The 21730-nt window shown below is 59.6% G+C and carries 18 protein-coding genes; 17 read left to right on the forward strand and 1 reads right to left on the reverse strand.

Annotated elements, in window-relative coordinates; genetic code table 11:
* Positions 1–58 precede the first annotated feature (58 nt).
* The 15 genes from bamA (at position 59) to ispD (ending at position 18670) form a co-directional block, all read left to right on the forward strand.
* A complete protein-coding gene (bamA, locus tag HBO24_RS14975) occupies positions 59–2446 on the forward strand; it encodes an outer membrane protein assembly factor BamA (RefSeq protein ID WP_057958697.1) in 2388 nt (795 codons plus the stop codon).
* A 45-nt stretch (positions 2447–2491) separates the two neighbouring features.
* On the forward strand, positions 2492–2995 hold the full coding sequence (locus tag HBO24_RS14980) for an OmpH family outer membrane protein (protein ID WP_003219314.1): 504 nt from the start codon (positions 2492–2494) through the stop codon (positions 2993–2995).
* A gap of 3 nt (positions 2996–2998) precedes the next feature.
* Positions 2999–4054: a UDP-3-O-(3-hydroxymyristoyl)glucosamine N-acyltransferase gene (gene lpxD, locus HBO24_RS14985; RefSeq protein WP_170059941.1), complete on the forward strand. Its 1056-nt coding sequence runs from the start codon at positions 2999–3001 to the stop codon at positions 4052–4054.
* A gap of 110 nt (positions 4055–4164) precedes the next feature.
* A complete protein-coding gene (gene fabZ / locus HBO24_RS14990) occupies positions 4165–4605 on the forward strand; it encodes a 3-hydroxyacyl-ACP dehydratase FabZ (RefSeq protein ID WP_029297270.1) in 441 nt (146 codons plus the stop codon).
* Positions 4602–5378 (forward strand): acyl-ACP--UDP-N-acetylglucosamine O-acyltransferase, encoded by a 777-nt coding sequence (lpxA, locus tag HBO24_RS14995; RefSeq protein WP_032858160.1) that lies wholly within the window; start codon positions 4602–4604, stop codon positions 5376–5378. Before fabZ ends, lpxA begins: the two co-directional genes overlap by 4 nt.
* 2 nt (positions 5379–5380) lie before the next feature.
* Positions 5381–6520 (forward strand): lipid-A-disaccharide synthase, encoded by a 1140-nt coding sequence (gene lpxB / locus HBO24_RS15000; RefSeq protein WP_170059942.1) that lies wholly within the window; start codon positions 5381–5383, stop codon positions 6518–6520.
* The gene (gene rnhB / locus HBO24_RS15005) at positions 6517–7149 is read left to right on the forward strand and encodes a ribonuclease HII (protein ID WP_057439893.1); all 633 of its coding nucleotides are present in this window, start codon (positions 6517–6519) and stop codon (positions 7147–7149) included. The genes lpxB and rnhB overlap by 4 nt, the downstream gene beginning before the upstream one ends.
* A 77-nt stretch (positions 7150–7226) precedes the next feature.
* Positions 7227–10748, forward strand: coding sequence for a DNA polymerase III subunit alpha (gene dnaE, locus HBO24_RS15010; protein WP_115127532.1), 3522 nt, complete (start codon positions 7227–7229; stop codon positions 10746–10748).
* A 139-nt stretch (positions 10749–10887) separates the two neighbouring features.
* A complete protein-coding gene (locus tag HBO24_RS15015; protein WP_029297260.1) occupies positions 10888–11835 on the forward strand; it encodes an acetyl-CoA carboxylase carboxyltransferase subunit alpha in 948 nt (315 codons plus the stop codon).
* 159 nt (positions 11836–11994) lie between these two features.
* Complete coding sequence (tilS, locus tag HBO24_RS15020; RefSeq protein ID WP_170059943.1) at positions 11995–13314, forward strand: tRNA lysidine(34) synthetase TilS; 1320 nt, start codon at positions 11995–11997, stop codon at positions 13312–13314.
* Between the two features lie 273 nt (positions 13315–13587).
* The gene (locus HBO24_RS15025) at positions 13588–15219 is read left to right on the forward strand and encodes a CTP synthase (protein ID WP_057439891.1); all 1632 of its coding nucleotides are present in this window, start codon (positions 13588–13590) and stop codon (positions 15217–15219) included.
* Positions 15220–15224: 5 nt separating this feature from the next.
* The gene (gene kdsA, locus HBO24_RS15030; RefSeq protein WP_057439889.1) at positions 15225–16070 is read left to right on the forward strand and encodes a 3-deoxy-8-phosphooctulonate synthase; all 846 of its coding nucleotides are present in this window, start codon (positions 15225–15227) and stop codon (positions 16068–16070) included.
* 156 nt (positions 16071–16226) lie between these two features.
* The gene (gene eno / locus HBO24_RS15035) at positions 16227–17516 is read left to right on the forward strand and encodes a phosphopyruvate hydratase (RefSeq protein ID WP_029297253.1); all 1290 of its coding nucleotides are present in this window, start codon (positions 16227–16229) and stop codon (positions 17514–17516) included.
* Positions 17517–17687: 171 nt separating this feature from the next.
* Positions 17688–17966 carry a cell division protein FtsB gene (gene ftsB / locus HBO24_RS15040; protein WP_029297251.1) on the forward strand — a complete coding sequence of 93 codons (279 nt, stop codon included), beginning with the start codon at positions 17688–17690 and terminating at the stop codon, positions 17964–17966.
* Positions 17963–18670 (forward strand): 2-C-methyl-D-erythritol 4-phosphate cytidylyltransferase, encoded by a 708-nt coding sequence (gene ispD / locus HBO24_RS15045; protein WP_115127534.1) that lies wholly within the window; start codon positions 17963–17965, stop codon positions 18668–18670. Before ftsB ends, ispD begins: the two co-directional genes overlap by 4 nt.
* 65 nt (positions 18671–18735) lie before the next feature.
* Here ispD and HBO24_RS15050 read toward each other — a convergent pair whose 3' ends face one another.
* Complete coding sequence (locus HBO24_RS15050; protein ID WP_038446476.1) at positions 18736–19632, reverse strand: LysR substrate-binding domain-containing protein; 897 nt, start codon at positions 19630–19632, stop codon at positions 18736–18738.
* A gap of 109 nt (positions 19633–19741) precedes the next feature.
* On the opposite strand from HBO24_RS15050, the gene HBO24_RS15055 reads away from it, so the two are divergent.
* A complete protein-coding gene (locus tag HBO24_RS15055) occupies positions 19742–20854 on the forward strand; it encodes an S-(hydroxymethyl)glutathione dehydrogenase/class III alcohol dehydrogenase (protein WP_057439887.1) in 1113 nt (370 codons plus the stop codon).
* Positions 20855–20862: 8 nt separating this feature from the next.
* Positions 20863–21708 carry an S-formylglutathione hydrolase gene (gene fghA, locus HBO24_RS15060; RefSeq protein WP_115127535.1) on the forward strand — a complete coding sequence of 282 codons (846 nt, stop codon included), beginning with the start codon at positions 20863–20865 and terminating at the stop codon, positions 21706–21708.
* The last annotated feature ends 22 nt before the right edge of the window (positions 21709–21730 follow it).

Here is a 21730-nt window from a genome sequence, read left to right on the forward strand (position 1 = left end):
GAATCTGCCGCATTTTGCGGCAGTTTGTTTATTGCCAGTTGGAATAAGAAAGGACTTCATGAAACGTCTGCTGCTAACTGCGGTTCTCACCGTATTGATGATCGCCGAAGTTCACGCCGAGTCCTTCACCATCTCCGATATTCGCGTCAACGGCCTCCAGCGGGTTTCCGCGGGTAGCGTCTTTGGCGCCTTGCCGTTGAACGTTGGGGAACAGGCTGACGACCGTCGCCTGGTGGAATCCACTCGTGCGCTGTTCAAAACCGGCTTCTTTCAAGATATCCAACTGGGTCGTGAAGGCAACGTCCTGGTCATCACTGTCGTCGAGCGGCCTTCTGTCGCCAGTATCGAGATCGAAGGTAACAAGGCGATCTCCACTGAAGACTTGATGAAGGGTCTCAAACAGTCCGGCCTGGCCGAAGGCGAGATCTTCCAGCGTGCCACCCTCGAAGGCGTGCGTAACGAGCTGCAACGTCAATACGTTGCCCAGGGCCGTTACTCCGCTTCCGTGGAAACCGAAGTGGTGCCGCAGCCGCGCAACCGTGTCGGCCTGAAGGTCAACATCAACGAAGGCACTGTGGCGGCGATCCAGCACATCAACGTGGTGGGTAACACCAAGTTCGCCGACGACGACCTGATCGACCTGTTCGAACTCAAGACCACCAACTGGCTGTCGTTCTTCAAGAACGACGACAAGTACGCCCGTGAAAAACTCTCCGGTGACCTGGAGCGCCTGCGTTCCTACTACCTGGACCGTGGCTATATCAACATGGATATCGCTTCGACCCAGGTGTCCATTACCCCGGACAAGAAACACGTGTACATCACCGTCAACGTCAACGAAGGCGAGAAGTACCGCGTTCGTGACGTGAAGCTCAGCGGCGACCTGAAAGTGCCTGAAGACCAGGTCAAGTCCCTGCTGCTGGTCCAGAAGGACCAGGTGTTCTCGCGCAAGCTGATGACCACGACTTCCGAGCTGATCACCCGTCGCCTGGGTAACGAAGGCTATACCTTCGCCAACGTCAACGGCGTGCCGACCCCACACGATGATGACCACACTGTGGACATCACCTTTGTCGTCGATCCAGGCAAGCGTGCCTACGTCAACCGCATCAACTTCCGTGGCAACACCAAGTCCGAGGACGAAGTGCTGCGTCGTGAAATGCGTCAGATGGAAGGTGGCTGGGCTTCGACCTACCTGATTGACCAGTCCAAGACCCGTCTTGAGCGCCTGGGCTTCTTCAAGGAAGTCAACGTCGAAACCCCGGCCGTACCGGGTGTGGATGACCAGGTCGACGTGAACTACGCCGTGGAAGAACAAGCCTCCGGCTCGATCACCGCCAGTGTCGGTTTTGCACAGAGTGCAGGCCTGATCCTTGGTGGCTCGATCACCCAGAACAACTTCCTGGGTACTGGTAACAAGGTTTCCATCGGCCTGACCCGCAGTGAATACCAGAGCCGCTACAACTTCGGTTATGTGGACCCCTACTGGACTGCTGATGGTGTGAGCCTGGGCTACAACGCTTTCTACCGCACCACCGACTACAAAGACCTCGACGTCGACGTTGCAAGCTATGCGATCGACAGCCTGGGTGCCGGTGTCAACGTGGGCTACCCGATCAGTGAGACTTCGCGTCTGACCTTCGGCCTGACCGCGCAGCAGGATGAGATCAAGACCGGTGTCTACACCGTGGACGAGATCTTCGACTTCACCCGTCGTGAAGGTGACAAGTTCCTCAACTTCAAGGCCTCGGCCGGTTGGTCCGAGTCTACCCTGAACAAAGGCGTGCTGGCGACCCGTGGTCATTCCCAGAGCCTGACCCTGGAAGCCACCACCCCAGGTAGCGACCTGTCGTTCTTCAAACTCGACTACCGTGGCCAGTTGTTCACGCCGTTGAGCGATAACTACACCATGCGCCTGCACACGGAATTGGGCTATGGTGATGGCTACGGTTCGACCGATGGCCTGCCGTTCTACGAGAACTACTACGCCGGTGGTTTCAACTCGGTACGTGGCTTCAAGGACAGCACCCTGGGTCCGCGTGGTACGCCAAGCCGTGGTGTTGCCGAAACCGGTAACGTCGGCACCGTGCGTGACTCGGACAATGATCCGCTGCCATTCGGTGGTAACGTGCTGATTCAAGGTGGTGCTGAAATTCTGTTCCCGCTGCCGTTCGTCAAGGACCAGCGTTCCCTGCGGACCTCGGTCTTTTGGGATGTGGGTAACGTATTCGACTCCAAGTGCGAGCAGATCCGTAACCCAAGCGGCTTGAAGTCCAACACCCAGTGCAACGACGTCAGCTTGAGCAATCTGGCCAGTTCCGTGGGTGTGGGTGTGACCTGGATTACTGCCCTGGGTCCGCTGAGCTTCGCCTTGGCGATGCCAGTCAAGAAACCGGATAACGCTGAAACCCAGATTTTCCAATTTTCCCTCGGCCAGACGTTCTAAGCGTCCGACCCAAGATAACGACAACGGATTCTGTAGGAGTGCATCGTGCGTAAGTTGACTCAATTGGTTCTTCTGGCAACTGTGCTGGTAGCGACCCCGGCGTTTGCCGAAATGAAAATCGCCGTCCTGAACTATCAGATGGCTCTGCTGGAATCCGATGCGGCCAAGAAGTACGCCGTGGATGCCGAGAAGAAATTTGGTCCGCAACTGACCAAGCTCAAGACCCTGGAAAGCAGCGCCAAGGGCATCCAGGATCGTCTGGTCGCCGGTGGCGATAAAATGCAGCAAGGCGAGCGCGAGCGTCTGGAGCTTGAGTTCAAGCAAAAGGCCCGTGACTATCAGTTCCAGTCCAAGGAGTTGAACGAAGCCAAGGCTGTTGCTGACCGTGAAATGCTCAAGCAACTGAAGCCAAAACTCGACAGCGCCGTGGAAGAAGTCATCAAGAAAGGTGCCTTTGACCTGGTCTTCGAGCGTGGCGCCGTGATTGACGTCAAGCCTCAATACGACATCACCCGCCAGGTGATCGAGCGCATGAACCAGCTGAAGTAAGCCATGACCGCGACTATCAAACTCGGTCAATTGGCCGAGTTCCTGGGGGCTACCTTGCGTGGCTCCCCGGAGAAGGAAATCACTGGGCTAGCCACCTTGCAGGAGGCTGGCCCAGCTCAGTTGAGCTTCCTCGCAAATCCCCAATACCGTAAATACCTGGGCGACAGCCAGGCTGCAGCTGTATTGCTGAAGGCCGCTGACGCCGAGACGTTTGCCGGGGATGCGCTGGTGGTGGCTGACCCTTACGCGGCTTACGCGCGGGTGTCGCACCTGTTCGATCCGAAACCCAAAGCGGCTCCTGGTATCCATCCTTCTGCTGTCATCGCCGATGATGCTCAGGTAGATCCTGCGGCGAGCATCGGGGCGTTTGTGGTGATCGAGAGTGGTGCGCGCATTGGCGCCGGTGTGACTGTCGGAGCCCATTGCTTTATCGGTGCCCGCAGTGAAGTCGGTGCAGGTGGCTGGCTCGCCCCGCGCGTGACCCTGTACCACGATGTGCGTATCGGGCAGCGAGTGGTGATTCAGTCGGGGGCCGTGATCGGCGGCGAAGGCTTTGGCTTCGCCAACGAGAAGGGCATCTGGCAGAAGATCGCCCAGGTCGGCGGTGTGCTGATCGGTGATGATGTGGAGATTGGCGTCAACACTGCCGTCGATCGCGGGGCCCTGGCCGATACCGTGATTGGCAATGGTGTGAAGCTGGACAACCAGATCCAGATCGCCCACAACGTACAGATTGGCGATCACACGGCCATGGCTGCGTGTGTCGGTATCTCTGGCAGCACCAAGATCGGCAAGCATTGCATGCTGGCCGGCGGTGTCGGCTTGGTGGGCCATATTGAAATCTGCGACAACGTATTCATTACCGGCATGACCATGGTGACCCACTCGATTACCGAGCCAGGGGCCTACTCTTCCGGTACAGCGATGCAACCCGCGGCCGAGTGGCGCAAGAGCGCGGCCCGTTTAAGGCAGCTCGACGACATGGCGCGGCGCCTGAAACATCTGGAAAAGCGTGTTGGGGACGTGACCCCTGGCAGTAATGTTTCATCAGATGGCTGATACCATTTCCATATCAAGTGTGCACAGCAGCTAGACTGCCTTCTTGATTTGCTAGAGGGGCGTGCCTTAGTCCGCGCGCTCCCAATCTTTATTACAGGCTTCCCCCCGAAATGATGGACATCAACGAGATTCGCGAATACCTGCCTCACCGTTACCCGTTCCTGCTGGTGGACCGTGTAGTGGAACTGAATGTTGAGGAAAAGCGCATTCGTGCCTACAAGAATGTCAGCATCAACGAACCATTCTTCAACGGTCACTTTCCCGCGCATCCGATCATGCCGGGCGTGTTGATCATTGAGGCAATGGCCCAGGCCGCTGGTATCCTCGGTTTTAAAATGCTCGACCTCAAGCCTGCCGATGGCACGCTTTACTATTTCGTGGGCTCCGACAAGCTGCGCTTCCGCAACCCGGTCACCCCAGGTGACCAGTTGATCCTGGAAGCCAAGTTCGTGAGCTGCAAGCGCCAGATCTGGAAATTCGAATGCCAGGCCTCCGTTGACGGCAAGCCTGTGTGTTCCGCCGAAATCATCTGTGCGGAACGCAAACTATGAGTTTGATTGACCCTCGCGCAATCATCGATCCGACGGCCGTGCTGGCCGCCGACGTTGAGGTCGGCCCCTGGTCGATCATCGGCGCAGGTGTGGAAATCGGCGAGGGGACTGTCATCGGGCCGCACGTGATCCTCAAGGGTCCGACCCGCATTGGCAAACACAACCGCATCTACCAGTTCTCCTCGGTAGGCGAAGATACGCCGGACATGAAGTACAAGGGTGAGGAAACCCGCCTGGTAATCGGTGATCACAACATCATTCGTGAAGGCGTGACCATTCATCGTGGCACAGTGCAGGATCGGGCGGAAACGACCCTGGGTGATCACAATCTGGTGATGGCCTACGCCCATATCGGTCACGACAGTGTGATCGGCAACCACTGCATCCTCGTCAATAACACTGCGCTGGCCGGCCATGTGCACGTTGACGACTGGGCGATTCTTTCCGGTTTCACCCTGGTGCATCAGTACTGTCATATTGGTGCCCATAGCTTTTCCGGCATGGGTACCGCTATTGGCAAGGATGTACCGGCGTTCGTCACGGTTTTTGGCAACCCTGCCGAAGCCCGCAGCATGAACTTCGAAGGCATGCGCCGACGTGGTTTCAGCGAAGATGCCATCCACGCCCTGCGCCGCGCTTACAAAGTGGTGTATCGCCAGGGGCTGACGGTTGACCAGGCGCTGGCCGAGCTGGCCGAGCCGGCGGCGCTGTTTCCAGAAGTTGCCATCTTCCGCGATTCGATCCAGGCATCGACTCGCGGTATCACCCGCTGATCATGGCCACGCTGCGTATTGCATTGGTGGCCGGAGAAGCTTCCGGCGATATCCTCGGCGCTGGCCTGATGCGCGCCATCAAGGCGCAGCATCCAGCCGTTGAATTCATTGGGGTCGGCGGCCCGCTGATGCAGGCCGAAGGCCTGACTTCCTACTTTCCCATGGAGCGTTTGTCGGTCATGGGGCTGGTGGAAGTGCTGGGGCGCCTGCGCGAGCTGCTGGCTCGGCGCAAACTGCTGATCCAGACCCTGATTGCAGAAAAACCGGACGTCTTTATCGGTATCGACGCACCGGACTTCACCCTCAATATCGAACTCAAACTGCGTCAGGCCGGGATCAAGACCGTGCATTACGTCAGCCCGTCCGTATGGGCGTGGCGGCAAAAGCGTGTGCTGAAGATCCGCGAAGGCTGCGACCTGATGCTGACCCTGCTGCCTTTCGAGGCGCGGTTCTACGAAGAGAAGGGCGTGCCGGTCAGGTTTGTCGGCCACACCCTTGCCGATACCATCCCGCTGCAGGCTGATCGCGCCGCCGCCCGCGCCGAGTTGGGCCTGCCCGACGGGCCGCTGGTGGCGTTGATGCCCGGTAGCCGTGGTGGTGAAGTCGGGCGCCTGGGCGCACTGTTTTTCGATGCGGCCGAGCGTCTGCTGGCCTTGAAGCCCGGGGTGCGGTTTGTACTGCCGTGCGCGAGCCCGCAACGGCGTGCACAGATCGAGGCCTTGCTGGTAGGACGTGACCTGCCGTTGACCCTGCTCGACGGTGGTTCGCACCTGGCCCTGGCGGCCTGTGATGCGGTGTTGATCGCCTCCGGTACCGCCACGCTGGAGGCTTTGCTCTACAAGCGGCCGATGGTTGTGGCCTATCGCCTTGCGCCGCTGACCTACTGGATTCTCAAGCGCATGGTCAAAAGCCCGTACATCTCCTTGCCCAACCTGCTGGCCCAGCGGTTGTTGGTGCCGGAGTTGCTGCAGGACGCTGCTACCCCCGAGGCCTTGGCCCAGAACATTCTGCCGTTGATCGACGGTGGCGAAGAGCAAACCCGCGGCTTTGACGAAATTCACCGTACCTTGCGCCGTGATGCGTCGAACCAGGCCGCAGACGCCGTGTTGACCTTGATCGGCCGCCAGCAGGAAACCCTATGAAGACGCAAATGGGCCTGGATTTCAGCCTGGTCGCCCAAACCCACGAACTGGTCGCCGGTGTCGATGAAGTAGGGCGCGGCCCGTTGTGCGGCGCGGTGGTCACGGCGGCGGTGATTCTTGATCCGAATCGTCCGATCCTCGGTCTCAACGACTCGAAGAAGCTCACCGAAGCCCGTCGTGAAAAGCTTTTTGATGAAATTTGCGAAAAAGCCCTCAGCTGGCATATCGCCCGGGCCGAAGTCGAAGAAATCGACGAACTGAACATCCTGCATGCCACGATGCTGGCCATGCAGCGCGCCGTCGAGGGCCTACACATTACCCCCAAGCTGGCGATGATCGACGGCAATCGCTGCCCGAAGCTGGCGATGCCGGCCGAGGCGGTGGTCAAGGGTGATAGTAAGGTGCCGGCAATTGCCGCCGCCTCCATCCTGGCCAAGGTCAGTCGTGACCGTGAGATGGCGGCGTTCGAATTGATCTATCCGGGCTACGGCATAGGCGGCCATAAAGGCTACCCGACGCCCGTTCATCTGGAAGCCCTGGCTCGATTGGGCCCGACGCCGATCCACCGCCGCTCGTTTGCCCCGGTACGCCAGGCTTATGAGGTGCGCGAAAGCCTGGTCGAGCTTTAGGCGCAGGCTGATGTTTTACTCAAGGCCCGGTACAATCCGGGCCTTGTTGTTTTCACACGTATCTAGACAGGATCACTATGCCGGCTTCATTCGTTCACCTGCGCCTGCACACTGAATACTCCCTGGTCGACGGCCTGGTACGGATCAAACCGCTGGTCAAAACCCTGGTGGGCATGAATATGCCGGCCGTGGCGGTGACCGACCAGAACAACATGTGCTCCCTGGTCAAGTTCTACAAGAGTGCCATGGGCGCCGGCATCAAGCCGATCTGCGGCGCCGACTTGTGGCTGTCCAACAAAGACCCCGATAACGCCTTGAGTCGCATCAGCCTGTTGGCGATGAACGGCGTGGGTTATCGCAACCTGACTGAACTGATTTCCCGCGGTTTTATCGACGGCCAGCGCAACGGCTCGATCATCATCGAGCGCGAATGGGTGGCCGAGGCCAGCGAAGGGCTGATTATGCTGTCGGCTGCCAAGGAAGGGGAGGTCGGCCTCGCCTTGCTGGGCGGCAATCCCCAGGAGGCAGAAGTGCTCGCCCGGGAGTGGATGGCGGTGTTCCCTGACCGCTTCTACCTGGAAGTTCAGCGCACCAATCGCCCCAACGACGAAGAGCACCTGCACGCTGCCGTGGCCCTGGCCGAAAAGCTGGGTGCGCCGCTGGTCGCCACCAACGATGTGCGTTTTATCAAGAAGGAAGACTTCGAGGCCCACGAAACCCGCGTGTGTATCGGCGAAGGCCGGGCGCTGGACGATCCGCGTCGCTCGAAGAACTACAGCGAAGAGCAGTACCTCAAAAGCGCCGAGGAAATGGCTGAGCTGTTCAGCGACTTGCCCGAGGCCCTGGAAAACTCCGTCGAAATTGCCAAGCGCTGCAATATCGAAGTGAAGCTGGGCAAACACTTTTTGCCCAACTTCCCGATTCCCGATGGCATGACCATCGACGAGTATTTCCGCAAGGTGTCGTTCGATGGTCTGGAAGAGCGTCTTTCCGTCCTGCTGCCCAAGGACACCACCGAAGACTACGAGGCCAAGCGCCAGGTGTATGTCGACCGGCTGAACTTCGAGCTGGATATCATTATCCAGATGGGGTTCCCGGGTTACTTCCTGATCGTAATGGACTTTATCCAGTGGGCCAAAAGCAACGGCGTACCGGTGGGCCCTGGCCGGGGGTCGGGTGCCGGCTCGCTGGTGGCTTATGTGCAGAAGATCACCGACCTCGACCCGCTGGAATATGACCTGCTGTTCGAACGGTTCCTGAACCCGGAACGGGTATCGATGCCCGACTTCGACGTCGACTTCTGCATGGATGGTCGCGACCGTGTCATCGAATATGTGGCCGAGAAATATGGCCGTAACGCTGTAAGCCAGATCATCACCTTTGGTTCCATGGCGGCCAAGGCGGTAATTCGTGACGTGGCGCGGGTGCAGGGCAAGTCCTACGGCCTGGCGGATCGTCTGTCGAAGATGATCCCCTTTGAAGTCGGCATGACCCTGGAAAAGGCCTACGAGCAGGAAGAAATCCTGCGCGACTTCATCAAGGTCGATGAAGAAGCCGCCGAAATCTGGGACATGGCGCGCAAGCTCGAAGGCGTGGTGCGTAACGTTGGTAAGCACGCCGGTGGCGTGGTAATCGCGCCGACCAAGCTGACAGACTTTTCGCCGATCTATTGCGACGAAGAAGGCGATGGCCTGGTAACCCAGTTCGACAAGGATGACGTGGAGGCGGCCGGCCTGGTGAAGTTCGACTTCCTCGGCCTGCGTACCTTGACGATCATCGACTGGGCGCTCAAGACCATCAACCGTGAGCGCGCCAAGGTTGATGAAGCGCCGCTGGATATCGCTTTTATCCCACTGGACGACAAACCTACCTACGCGCTGCTGCAAAAAGCCGAAACCACTGCGGTGTTCCAGCTTGAATCCCGTGGCATGAAGGAGCTGATCAAAAAGCTCAAGCCCGACTGCCTGGAAGACTTGATCGCACTGGTGGCCCTGTTCCGTCCGGGCCCGCTGCAATCGGGCATGGTGGACGACTTTATCAACCGGAAGCACGGGCGCGCCGAACTGGCTTACCCGCACTCCGACTACCAGTACGAAGGCCTCAAGCCGGTACTGGCACCGACCTACGGCATCATCCTGTATCAGGAACAGGTGATGCAGATCGCCCAGGTCATGGCCGGCTACACCCTTGGCGGTGCGGACATGCTGCGCCGGGCCATGGGTAAGAAAAAGCCCGAGGAAATGGCCAAGCAGCGCGGCGGCTTCATTGAGGGTTGCGCCACCAACAATATCGACGCCGACCTGGCCGGTAACATCTTTGACCTGGTGGAAAAATTCGCCGGTTATGGCTTTAACAAATCCCACTCTGCCGCCTACGGCCTGGTGTCGTACCAGACTGCCTGGCTGAAGGCCCACTACCCGGCGCCGTTCATGGCGGCGGTGCTGTCGGCGGATATGCACAACACCGACAAGGTCGTGACCTTGATCGAAGAAGTGCGGACCATGAAGCTGCGCCTCGACGCGCCGGACGTGAACGCCTCGGAGTTCAAGTTCACGGTGAACGACGAAGGTCGCATCATCTATGGCCTGGGCGCGATCAAGGGCGTGGGCGAAGGCCCGGTTGAGGCGATTACCGAGGCGCGCCAGGACGGTCCGTTCAAGGACCTGTTCGACTTCTGCGCCCGGGTCGACCTCAAGCGCATCAACAAACGTACCCTCGATGGCCTGATCCGCAGCGGCGCACTTGACCGTCTTGGTCCGTACTTCCATGACGAGCCGAAGGCCTACCAGGCCAATATCGACCGTAACCGTGCGGTACTGCTGACCGCCATGGAAGAGGCGATCAAGGCCGCCGAACAAACCGCCCGCACCCATGACAGTGGGCATGCCGACCTGTTTGGCGGGTTGTTCGTCGAAGAAGATGCCGATGTGTACGCTAACCACCGCAAGGCCAAGGAGCTGACCCTCAAGGAACGCCTCAAGGGTGAAAAAGACACCCTGGGCCTGTACCTCACCGGCCACCCGATTGACGAATATGAAGGTGAAATCCGGCGTTTTGCCCGCCAGCGCATCATCGACCTGAAACCGGCGCGTGATACCCAGACCGTGGCCGGGATGATCATTGCCCTGCGGGTGATGAAGAACAAAAAGGGCGACAAGATGGGTTTCATCACCCTCGACGACCGCTCCGGGCGTATCGAAGCGTCGCTGTTTGCCGATGCGTTCCATTCCGCGCAGTCGCTGTTGCAGACCGATGCGATGGTGGTGGTGGAGGGCGAGGTCAGCAACGATGACTTCTCCGGCGGCCTGCGCCTGCGGATCAAACGCGTAATGAGCATGGAAGATGCCCGCACCAACCTGGCCGAAAGCCTACGCCTGAAGGTGAAAACCGAAGCGCTAAAGGGCGATCAGCTACGCTGGCTGGGGGATCTGCTCAAACGTCACCGTGGTGCGTGCCCGGTGACCATGGAGTACACCGGCAGCGATGCCAAGGCGATGTTGCAGTTTGGCGAGACGTGGCGAATTGACCCGGCTGATGGCTTGATTCAAGCATTGCGTGACCAGTTCGGGCGTGACAACGTCTTCCTCCAATACCGTTGACGGTCAGGGCTGCCCTTGTACCCCTGACCTCGACTCGACATTTAATCTCGACCTTGACGCGCCTCTCCCTTAAGGTAGGGCGCGAATAGACAACCGGCTGGCCAGGCACTCCCTGGCCGTCGACCCAAGACGGACGCTTATGAACCCGAATTTTCTTGATTTCGAACAGCCGATCGCTGACCTGCAAGCCAAGATCGAAGAGCTGCGCCTGGTCGGCAATGACAATTCGCTGAATATCGGCGATGAAATCTCCCGCCTGCAAGACAAGAGCAAGACGCTCACCGAAGACATCTTCGGCAAGCTGACCAGCTGGCAGATCGCGCGCCTGGCCCGCCACCCGCGCCGTCCGTACACCCTGGACTACATCGACCACATCTTCACCGAATTCGACGAGCTGCATGGCGACCGCCACTTCTCCGATGATGCGGCGATTGTCGGCGGTATTGCCCGCCTGGATGACCAGCCGGTGATGGTGATCGGTCACCAGAAAGGCCGTGAAGTGCGCGAGAAAGTGCGTCGCAACTTCGGCATGCCGCGTCCTGAAGGCTACCGCAAGGCCTGCCGCCTGATGGAAATGGCTGAACGTTTCAAAATGCCGATCCTGACTTTTATCGACACCCCTGGCGCCTACCCAGGCATCGACGCTGAAGAGCGCAACCAGAGCGAAGCGATTGCCTGGAACCTGCGGGTGATGGCGCGTCTGAAAACCCCGATCATCGCGACTGTGATCGGTGAAGGCGGTTCCGGTGGTGCGCTGGCCATTGGCGTCTGCGACCAACTGAACATGCTGCAGTATTCCACCTATGCGGTGATTTCGCCGGAAGGCTGCGCCTCGATCCTGTGGAAAACCGCAGAAAAGGCCCCGGATGCTGCCGAAGCCATGGGGATCACCGCTGATCGCCTGAAAGGCCTGGGTATCGTCGACAAAGTGATTGCCGAACCCCTGGGCGGCGCTCACCGCGATCCGGCGGCCGCATCGGCCACCATCCGCGCCGAACTCTGCGCGCAGTTGGACATGCTCAAGAAATTCGACAACGAGGCGCTACTGGCCCGTCGTTACGAGCGCCTGATGAGCTACGGTCTCTAAGCCACTGCATTACCCCTGTGGGAGCGGGCTTGCCCGCGATAGCAATGTGTCAGTGCCAGATGGGTTGACTGGTACACCGCTGTCGCGGGCAAGCCCGCTCCCACATTGGCGTTGTGTTTGCTTGGCTAACGTATTCCAGTTTTGCGGCGGTAACGTGCGATGAAATCAACTCTAACCGCCAAACTCCTGCAAACCCTGGCCCCCTGGCGCGACGCCCCGGCCTGGCAGATCGCCTACTCCGGCGGACTCGACTCCACGGTTCTGCTGCACCTCCTTGCCGACCTGGCAAAAACCCAACCCTTGCCGCCACTGCAGGCTATCCATGTTCACCACGGCCTCCAGGCTGCGGCCGACGCGTGGCCAGCCCATTGCCAGGCGGTCTGTGATGCCGCCGGTGTGCCGCTGCGGGTCATGCGTGTGCAGGTGCCATCGGGTGCAAGCCTGGAGCGTGCGGCCCGTGACGCGCGCTACCAGGCGTTCGCCGAGGCAATCGGCCCAGGTGAGTTGCTACTCACTGGCCAGCACCGTGACGATCAGGCCGAGACCTTGCTGTTTCGCCTGCTGCGGGGCGCGGGAGTGCGGGGCCTCACCGGCATGCCCGCCCAGCGACCTTTGGGTGGGGGGCACCTGATGCGGCCGCTGCTGGAGGTGTCGCGAGCCGAACTGGAAACTTACGCCCGCGAGCAGCAGTTGAGCTGGATCGAAGATCCCTCCAACGGCGACCCACGCTTTTCCCGGAATTACCTGCGCCATCATGTGTTTCCCGTACTTACGGCGCGCTGGCCCCAGGCCGTGAATAGCCTGGCCCGTACTGCCGGGCATCTGGCGCAGGCCCAGGAGCTGCTCGATGAGTTGGCGCAACTGGATATGCAGGCCGCTCAACTGCCGTCGGCGTTTCCCTGGCTGGCGCTGCCATCGTTGGCACTTGCGCCACTGCGCGATCTTTCCGACGCCCGGCAGCGCAACGTCCTGCGCTATTGGCTGGCGCCGTTGACGGCGATGCCCGACAGCGAACATTGGGTTGGCTGGAGCGCCTTGCGCGATGCCAAGGAGGACGCACAGCCGGTGTGGCGTTTGGCTGACGGCCAATTACTGCGTTGCAACGATCGTATCTGGTGGATACCTACCAATTGGTCAGAGTTTTCCGGCAGTCCTTTGAGCTGGTCGCACCCGCAAAACCCACTACAGTTACCTGGCAACGGGCAGTTGTATTTCAGCGGGCATGCCCCTGAAGGCCCTTTGAGCATCCGCTACCGCCAGGGCGGTGAAGTCATGGACGTGCCCGGCCGTGGCCGGCGCGACCTCAAGCGTCTGCTCAACGAAACGGCTGTACCGGGCTTTATCCGTGGCAGATTGCCGCTGCTGTACCAGGGTAGCCGTCTGGTGGCCGTGGCCAACCTGGCAGGGGCCTCGACAGGGCAGGGGGATGACTGGCAATTACATTGGGCGCCACCAACCTGCGATCAAGGTTTGAGCTGATAGCGCCTTTCCGGTAGACTACGCTCCCTTCTTGATACAACTTCTGTGGATTCTCCTGAAACACAGTTGTTGCCGATTACCAAGCAGTCTTTGCTGGGCGATTCCAAAAAATGTGTAGCGATCAACGTACCGGTGTTCCATTGCTGGTCTGTCACAACGCGGCGGTTTTTTTGAAAGGTGCACTGTGATTAATGCAGGTGATCGGGGGCTTCGGCCTTCCTTCGCTTTCCCCGGCGGCTCCGACCGCTTTAACGCAGACTTCTAGGGTTTTTCATGACGCGCTACATATTCGTCACGGGCGGTGTTGTTTCTTCATTGGGGAAAGGCATTGCCTCCGCTTCGTTGGCGGCCATCCTGGAGGCGCGGGGACTTAAGGTCACCATGCTCAAGCTGGACCCGTACATCAACGTCGACCCGGGCACCATGAGCCCGTTCCAGCACGGTGAAGTGTTCGTCACCCACGACGGCGCCGAGACCGACCTGGACCTGGGCCACTACGAGCGGTTCATCCGCACGACCATGACCCAGAACAACAACTTCACCACCGGCCGTGTCTACGAGCACGTGCTGCGCAAGGAGCGCCGTGGTGACTACCTGGGTGCAACCATCCAGGTGATCCCGCACATCACCGACGAAATCAAGCGCCGCATCATCAAGGGTGCAGGCGATGCCGACGTGGCGATGGTCGAGATCGGTGGCACCGTGGGTGACATCGAATCCCAACCGTTCCTCGAAGCCATCCGCCAGTTGCGTTTCGAAGTCGGCGCCAAGCGCGCGATGCTGATGCACCTGACCCTGGTGCCGTACATCGCCACCGCTGGCGAAACCAAAACCAAGCCTACCCAGCACTCGGTCAAGGAACTGCGTTCCATCGGCCTGCAGCCGGACGTGCTGGTATGCCGCTCCGATCACCCGATCGACATTTCCTCGCGTCGCAAGATCGCCCAGTTCACCAACGTTGAAGAACGTGCGGTGATTGCCCTGGAAGACGCCGATACCATCTACAAGATCCCAGGCATCCTGCATTCCCAGGGCCTGGATGATTTTGTGGTCGAGCGTTTCGGCCTGCAGTGCAATGGCGCGGACCTGTCCGAGTGGGAAGCGGTGGTTGACGCCAAGCTCAACCCTGAGCACGAAGTCACCATCGCCATGGTTGGCAAGTACATGGAGCTGCTGGACGCGTACAAGTCGCTGATCGAAGCGATGAGCCACGCGGGCATCAGCAACCGTACCAAGGTCAACCTGCGCTACATCGACTCTGAAGACATCGAAAACCAGGGCACCGCGCTGCTCGAAGGTGTGGATGCGATCCTCGTGCCAGGCGGTTTCGGCCTGCGTGGCGTGGAAGGCAAGATCACTGCCGTGCAGTACGCTCGTGAGAACAAGGTGCCTTACCTGGGTATCTGCCTGGGCATGCAAGTGGCCGTTATCGAGTTCGCTCGTAACGTACTGGGCTGGAAAGACGCCAACTCCACCGAGTTCGATCACACCAGCGGCCACCCGGTCGTGGGCCTGATCACCGAGTGGGAAGATGCCACCGGCGCTGTCGAAACCCGTACCGAAAGCTCCGACCTGGGCGGCACCATGCGCCTTGGCGCACAGGATTGCCTGCTGGAGTCCGGCTCGCTGGTGCACGACTGCTACGGCAAGGACGTGATCGTCGAGCGTCACCGTCACCGTTACGAAGTGAACAACAACCTGCTGCCGCAGATCAAAGCGGCTGGCCTGAAAATCTCCGGTCGCTCCGGTGATGGCAAGCTGGTTGAAGTGGTCGAAGCCCCGGATCATCCATGGTTCGTCGCTTGCCAGTTCCACCCTGAGTTCACTTCGACGCCGCGCGACGGTCACCCGTTGTTCAGCGGTTTCGTTAAAGCAGCACTGACGCAACATCAGAAGAAGGCGTAAACCTGATGGCCCAGAAGATCATTCGCGTAGGCGACATCGAAATTGCCAACGACAAGCCCATGGTGCTGTTTGGCGGCATGAACGTGCTGGAAAGCCGCGACATGGCGATGCAGGTCTGTGAAGAGTACGTAAAGGTTACCGAGAAATTGGGCATCCCTTATGTATTCAAGGCCAGCTTCGACAAGGCTAACCGTTCGTCCGTGACCTCCTATCGCGGCCCGGGCCTTGAAGAAGGCATGCGGATCTTCCAGGACATCAAGCAAGCCTTCGGCGTGCCGATCATCACCGACGTCCACGAGCCTGAACAGGCTGGTGTGGTCGCCGAGGTATGCGACATCATCCAGTTGCCGGCCTTCCTGTCGCGCCAGACCGACCTGGTCGTCGCGATGGCCAAGACCGGCGCTGTGATCAATATCAAGAAAGCCCAGTTCCTCGCGCCCCAGGAGATGAAACACATCCTGAACAAGTGCGTGGAAGCGGGTAATGACCAGTTGATCCTCTGCGAGCGTGGTTCGAGCTTCGGCTACAACAACCTCGTGGTGGACATGCTCGGTTTCGGCATCATGAAACAGTTCGAATACCCGGTGTTCTTCGACGTGACCCATGCGCTGCAAATGCCTGGTGGTCGCGCCGATTCCGCCGGTGGCCGACGTGCCCAGGTACTGGATCTGGCCAAGGCCGGTATCAGCCAGTCCCTGGCTGGCCTGTTCCTGGAAGCCCACCCGGATCCGGACAATGCCAAGTGCGACGGTCCTTGCGCTCTGCGCCTGGACAAGCTGGAGCCATTCCTGGCCCAACTCAAGCAATTGGACGAACTGGTCAAGAGTTTTCCGACGGTAGAGACCGCGTAACCCGCGTTTCTCCGGTAAACTTTCCGCGCTTTATGCTCAGGCCCCCGGGCCTGAGTCTTGTCGTCTGCAAGCCTGCCCCGTTGTTCCACCCTTGCGGTCGGTCAAAAGATTTCCTTCAGCTGCGTCGTTTTCGTCAACTTTGGAGTGTTTACAACAATGGCAAAAATCGTCGACATCAAAGGTCGTGAAGTTCTCGACTCCCGTGGCAACCCCACCGTCGAAGCCGACGTGCTTCTCGATAACGGCATCATCGGCAGCGCCTGCGCGCCGTCCGGTGCTTCCACCGGTTCGCGCGAAGCGCTGGAACTGCGTGATGGCGACAAGAGCCGTTACCTGGGCAAGGGTGTCCTCAAGGCAGTAGCCAACATCAACGGTCCGATCCGCGACCTGTTGCTGGGCAAGGACCCGCTGGACCAGAAAGCCCTCGATCACGCGATGATCAAGCTCGACGGCACTGAAAACAAAGGCAGCCTCGGCGCCAATGCGATCCTCGCTGTATCCCTGGCAGCTGCCAAGGCTGCCGCCCAGGATCAGGACCTGCCGCTGTACGCGCACATTGCCAATCTGAACGGCACTCCGGGCGTGTACTCGATGCCAGTCCCAATGATGAACATCATCAACGGTGGCGAGCACGCAGACAACAACGTCGATATCCAGGAATTCATGGTGCAGCCAGTGGGCGCCAAGACCTTCTCCGAAGGCCTGCGCATGGGTACCGAGATTTTCCATCACCTCAAAGCGGTACTGAAGGCCCGTGGCCTGAGCACAGCAGTGGGTGACGAAGGTGGTTTTGCACCGAACCTGGCGTCCAACGAAGATGCACTGAAAGTGATCTCCGAAGCCGTGGCCAACGCTGGCTACAAGCTGGGCACCGACGTGACCCTGGCCCTGGACTGCGCGGCCAGCGAGTTCTACGAAGATGGCAAGTACAACCTGTCCGGCGAAGGCCAGGTGTTCAACTCCGAAGGTTTCGCGGAATACCTGAAGGGCCTGACCCAGCGCTACCCGATCATCTCGATCGAAGACGGCCTGGACGAGTCTGACTGGGACGGTTGGAAAATTCTTACCGACAAGATCGGCGAGAAGATCCAACTGGTCGGTGACGACCTGTTCGTGACCAACACCAAGATCCTGAAAGAAGGCATCGACAAGAAGATCGCCAACTCGATCCTGATCAAGTTCAACCAGATCGGCACCCTGACCGAAACCCTGGAAGCCATCCAGATGGCCAAGGCTGCGGGCTACACCGCCGTGATCTCCCACCGCTCCGGCGAAACCGAAGATTCGACCATTGCCGACCTGGCTGTGGGCACCTCGGCGGGCCAGATCAAAACCGGTTCCCTGTGCCGTTCCGACCGCGTTTCCAAGTACAACCAATTGCTGCGTATCGAAGAGCAACTGGGCGGAAAAGCCAAATACAACGGTCGTGGCGAGTTTCGCGGCTGAGTAGTTGATGGTAAAAAGACAAAGGATTGTGTCGGAAAACTCGCTGTAGAGTGAATTTGCGCACTAATCTGATGCCTATCAAGCACAAGCCTGGGTCTTCCAGGCTTCGTGCTATCAGTTGCTTCAAAAGTTTTGCATGGCTGTCTTTTTTCACTGGATACCCGATATTCGATGCGCAGTCCCAATTGGTTGTTCCTCGTCCTGCTCTTGCTGCTGGCTGGCCTGCAGTACCGCCTTTGGGTGGGCAATGGCAGTCTGGCGCAGGTGACCGACCTGACCCAGCAAATTGCCGCGCAGCACGCCGAGAACGAGGTGTTGCTGGAGCGCAACCGTGTGCTCGATGCCGAAGTGCTTGAGTTGAAAAAAGGCATGGAGACTGTTGAAGAGCGGGCTCGTCATGAGTTGGGCATGGTCAAGGAGGGCGAAACCCTCTACCAGTTGGCCCAATGAGCGCCTGTTTGCCGGCCTTCTGGGCCGTGATTCCTGCCGCGGGCGTCGGTGCCCGTATGGCCGCGGACCGTCCCAAGCAGTATCTGCAGTTGGGCGGGCGCACTATTCTCGAACACAGCCTTGGCTGTTTTCTCGACCATCCGAGCCTCAAGGGGCTGGTGGTCAGTCTGGCGGTCGATGATCCTTACTGGCCCAACCTGGCGTGTGCTGCCGACCCACGTATCCAACGTGCGGATGGCGGGGCAGAGCGCTCAGGCTCGGTGCTCAATGCTCTGTTGCAGCTCAATGCCCTGGGCGCCGGCGATGACGACTGGGTGCTGGTGCACGATGCTGCGCGGCCGAATCTGAGCCGCGAAGACCTCGACACGTTACTGACGCAGTTGGCGGACGACCCGGTGGGTGGCTTGCTCGCCGTACCGGCCCGCGACACCCTCAAGCGTGTCGACAAGCGGGGGCGGGTGGTGGAAACCATTGACCGTAGCCTGATCTGGCAAGCCTACACCCCGCAAATGTTCCGCCTCGGCGCCTTGCACCGCGCGTTGGCCGATAGCCTGGTGGCTGATGCGCTCATCACCGATGAAGCCTCGGCCATGGAGTGGTCTGGCCAGGCGCCACGCCTGGTGGAAGGGCGTGCGGACAATATCAAGGTGACGCGGCCGGAGGATCTGGAGTGGCTTAGGTTGCGGTGGGCTAATCGCCGGTAGGCTGCTGGAACGAGGTGACTTCATCGCTGGCTTGCCTGCGATGAGGCCAGGCCTGACACCCCAGATCACCCGCCATACTCTGGCCGCCCAGCCAACCCCTCCTTCAAGAACTCCACCAACTTGCGCACCTTTGGCGATAAATGCCGCTGTTGCGGATACAGCGCCCACACTGCCGTATTCGGCGGTTGATGGGCTTCAAGCAGTGAAACCAGCGCGCCGCTGTGCAAGTGCTCCAGCACGTAATAGTCCGGCAACTGGCACAACCCCACCCCTTGCAGCGCCGCATCCAGCACCGCTTGCCCACTGTTGCAGCGCCAGTTTCCCTGCACGCGCTGGGAAAATTCGCGTCCATCCTGCGCCAGTTGCCAAATATCCGAACTGCCGATCAGGCAGTTATGCCGGCTCAGTTCCGACAAGCTATGGGGGCGCCCGTACCGCTCCAGGTAGGACGGCGACGCACAGAGATACATGCGTCTCGGCGCCAGGCGGCTGGCGACCATTCGTGAATCCTGCAGGCGGCCCAGGCGAATCGCCAGGTCCAGGCCTTCATGCACCAGGTCGAGGGGGCGGTTGCTCAGTTCAATATCCACCCGCAACTGCGGATAAAGCCCCATGAAGCGTGTTACCAACGGCACGATAAAACGTTCGCCATAAGCCACGGCGCAGGTCATGCGCAACATACCCTTGGGTTCACTGGTCAGGTCGCCCACCGCGCGCAAGGCTTCTTCGCGTCCGTCTTGCAGGCGTTGGCAATGTTGCAGAAAGGTCTGCCCGGCCTCGGTCAGCGTGACGCGCCGGGTGCTGCGATAGAGCAGGCGGGTTTGCAGGCGTTCTTCCAGGCGTGCCACCTGGCGGCTGATATGGGACGAGGACACGCCCAGGCGTTCGGCGGCAGCGGTAAATTGGCTGCACTCGGCCACGGCGACGAACTCATCAATGCCTTCCCAGCGGTTTTCAAGCATGGTGATTATCCCAGTGCAGCAATAATGTTTTGCTTTTGCCTGGATTATTAATCAATGAGCCATGTTTTACACTGCCCGTCTTACTTTTTAAGCCCCAGGAGAAACCCGGATGATCAAGTCACGCGCCGCTGTCGCCTTTGAAGCCAAGAAACCACTGGAGATCGTGGAAGTGGATGTCGCCATGCCCAAGGCTGGTGAAGTCCTGCTGCGCGTGGTTGCCTCCGGGGTTTGCCATACCGATGCCTACACCCTGTCGGGCGCCGATCCGGAGGGTATTTTCCCGTCGATCCTCGGCCATGAAGGCGGTGCGGTAGTCGAAGCGATTGGCGAGGGTGTGACCTCGGTAGCCGTGGGTGACCACGTGATCCCGCTGTACACCCCGGAGTGCGGCAAGTGCAAGTTCTGCCTGTCGGGCAAGACCAACCTGTGCCAGGCCATCCGCGCAACCCAGGGCAAAGGCCTGATGCCGGACGGCACTACGCGCTTCTCCTACAAGGGCCAGCCGATTTTCCACTACATGGGTACTTCGACCTTTTCCGAATACACCGTGTTGCCGGAAATCTCCGTGGCCAAGATTCCTAAAGAAGCTCCGCTGGAAAAAGTCTGCCTGCTGGGCTGCGGCGTCACCACCGGTATCGGTGCGGTGATCAACACCGCCAAGGTCAAGCCGGGCGATACCGTGGCCATCTTCGGCCTCGGCGGGATTGGCTTGTCGGCTGTGATCGGTGCAGTGAAGGCCAAGGCCGGCCGTATCATCGCCATCGACATCAACCCGGCCAAGTTTGAAATCGCCAAGCAACTGGGCGCCACCGACTGTATCAACCCGAAAGACTACGACCGGCCGATCCAGGACGTTATCGTCGATTTGACCGACGGCGGCGTGGACTTTTCCTTCGAGTGCATCGGCAATGTCCAACTGATGCGCGCGGCCCTGGAGTGCTGCCACAAAGGTTGGGGCGAGTCGGTGATCATCGGTGTCGCCGGGGCCGGCCAGGAAATTTCCACCCGTCCCTTCCAGCTGGTGACCGGTCGCGTCTGGCGCGGTTCGGCTTTCGGTGGCGTGCGTGGCCGCAGCGAGTTGCCAAGCTACGTGGAAATGGCCCAGAGCGGTGAAATCCCGTTGGATACCTTCATCACCCACACCATGGGCCTGGAAGATATCAATAAGGCATTCGACCTGATGCATGAAGGCAAAAGCATTCGTACCGTCATCCATTTCTGAGGTCGGCCATGAGTCTGCAAAACCTGTCATGCCAGAAGAGCTTCGGCGGCTGGCATAAGCGTTACAAACATCATTCCGATGTGCTGGACTGCGACATGACCTTCGCCGTCTACCTGCCACCCCAGGCGGAGCAGGGCGGCAAGTTGCCGGTGCTGTACTGGCTGTCGGGGCTGACCTGCACCGATGAGAACTTTATGCAAAAGGCCGGCGCGCAACGTATGGCGGCCGAACTGGGAATGATCATCGTCGCGCCGGACACCAGCCCCCGTGGGCCGGGCGTGCCGGGCGACCCTGACAATGCCTGGGATTTTGGCCTGGGTGCCGGGTTTTACTTGAATGCCACGCAAGAGCCGTGGAGCAAGCACTATCGGATGCATGACTATGTAGTGCAGGAATTGCCGGCGTTGGTTGAAGCGCATTTCCCGGCTTCCGACAAGCGTGGCATCAGCGGGCACTCCATGGGCGGCCACGGTGCGCTGGTGTGTGCCTTGCGCAATCCTGGGCGCTACCAGTCGGTGTCGGCGTTCTCGCCGATCAACAATCCGATGGATTGCCCTTGGGGGCAGAAGGCTTTTTCCCGCTACCTGGGGGAAGAGCGTTCGAAGTGGCGCGAATGGGATGCCTGCGTGCTGATCAGCGAAGCCTCGGAAAAACTGCCGTTGCTGGTGGACCAGGGCGATCGCGACGACTTCCTCGCCACCCAGCTCAAGCCCGAGGCCTTGCAACAAGCCGCCAAGGCCGCCGGCCATCCACTGGAGCTGCGCCTGCAGCCGGGTTATGACCACAGCTACTTCTTTATCGCCAGCTTCATCGAGGACCACTTGCGTCATCATGGACGTGCTTTGCTCGGTTAATGTCCGGCAAAAGTAGGTAGAA

Source organism: Pseudomonas sp. WS 5410 (assembly GCF_012985645.1).
GTDB lineage: Bacteria > Pseudomonadota > Gammaproteobacteria > Pseudomonadales > Pseudomonadaceae > Aquipseudomonas > Aquipseudomonas shahriarae.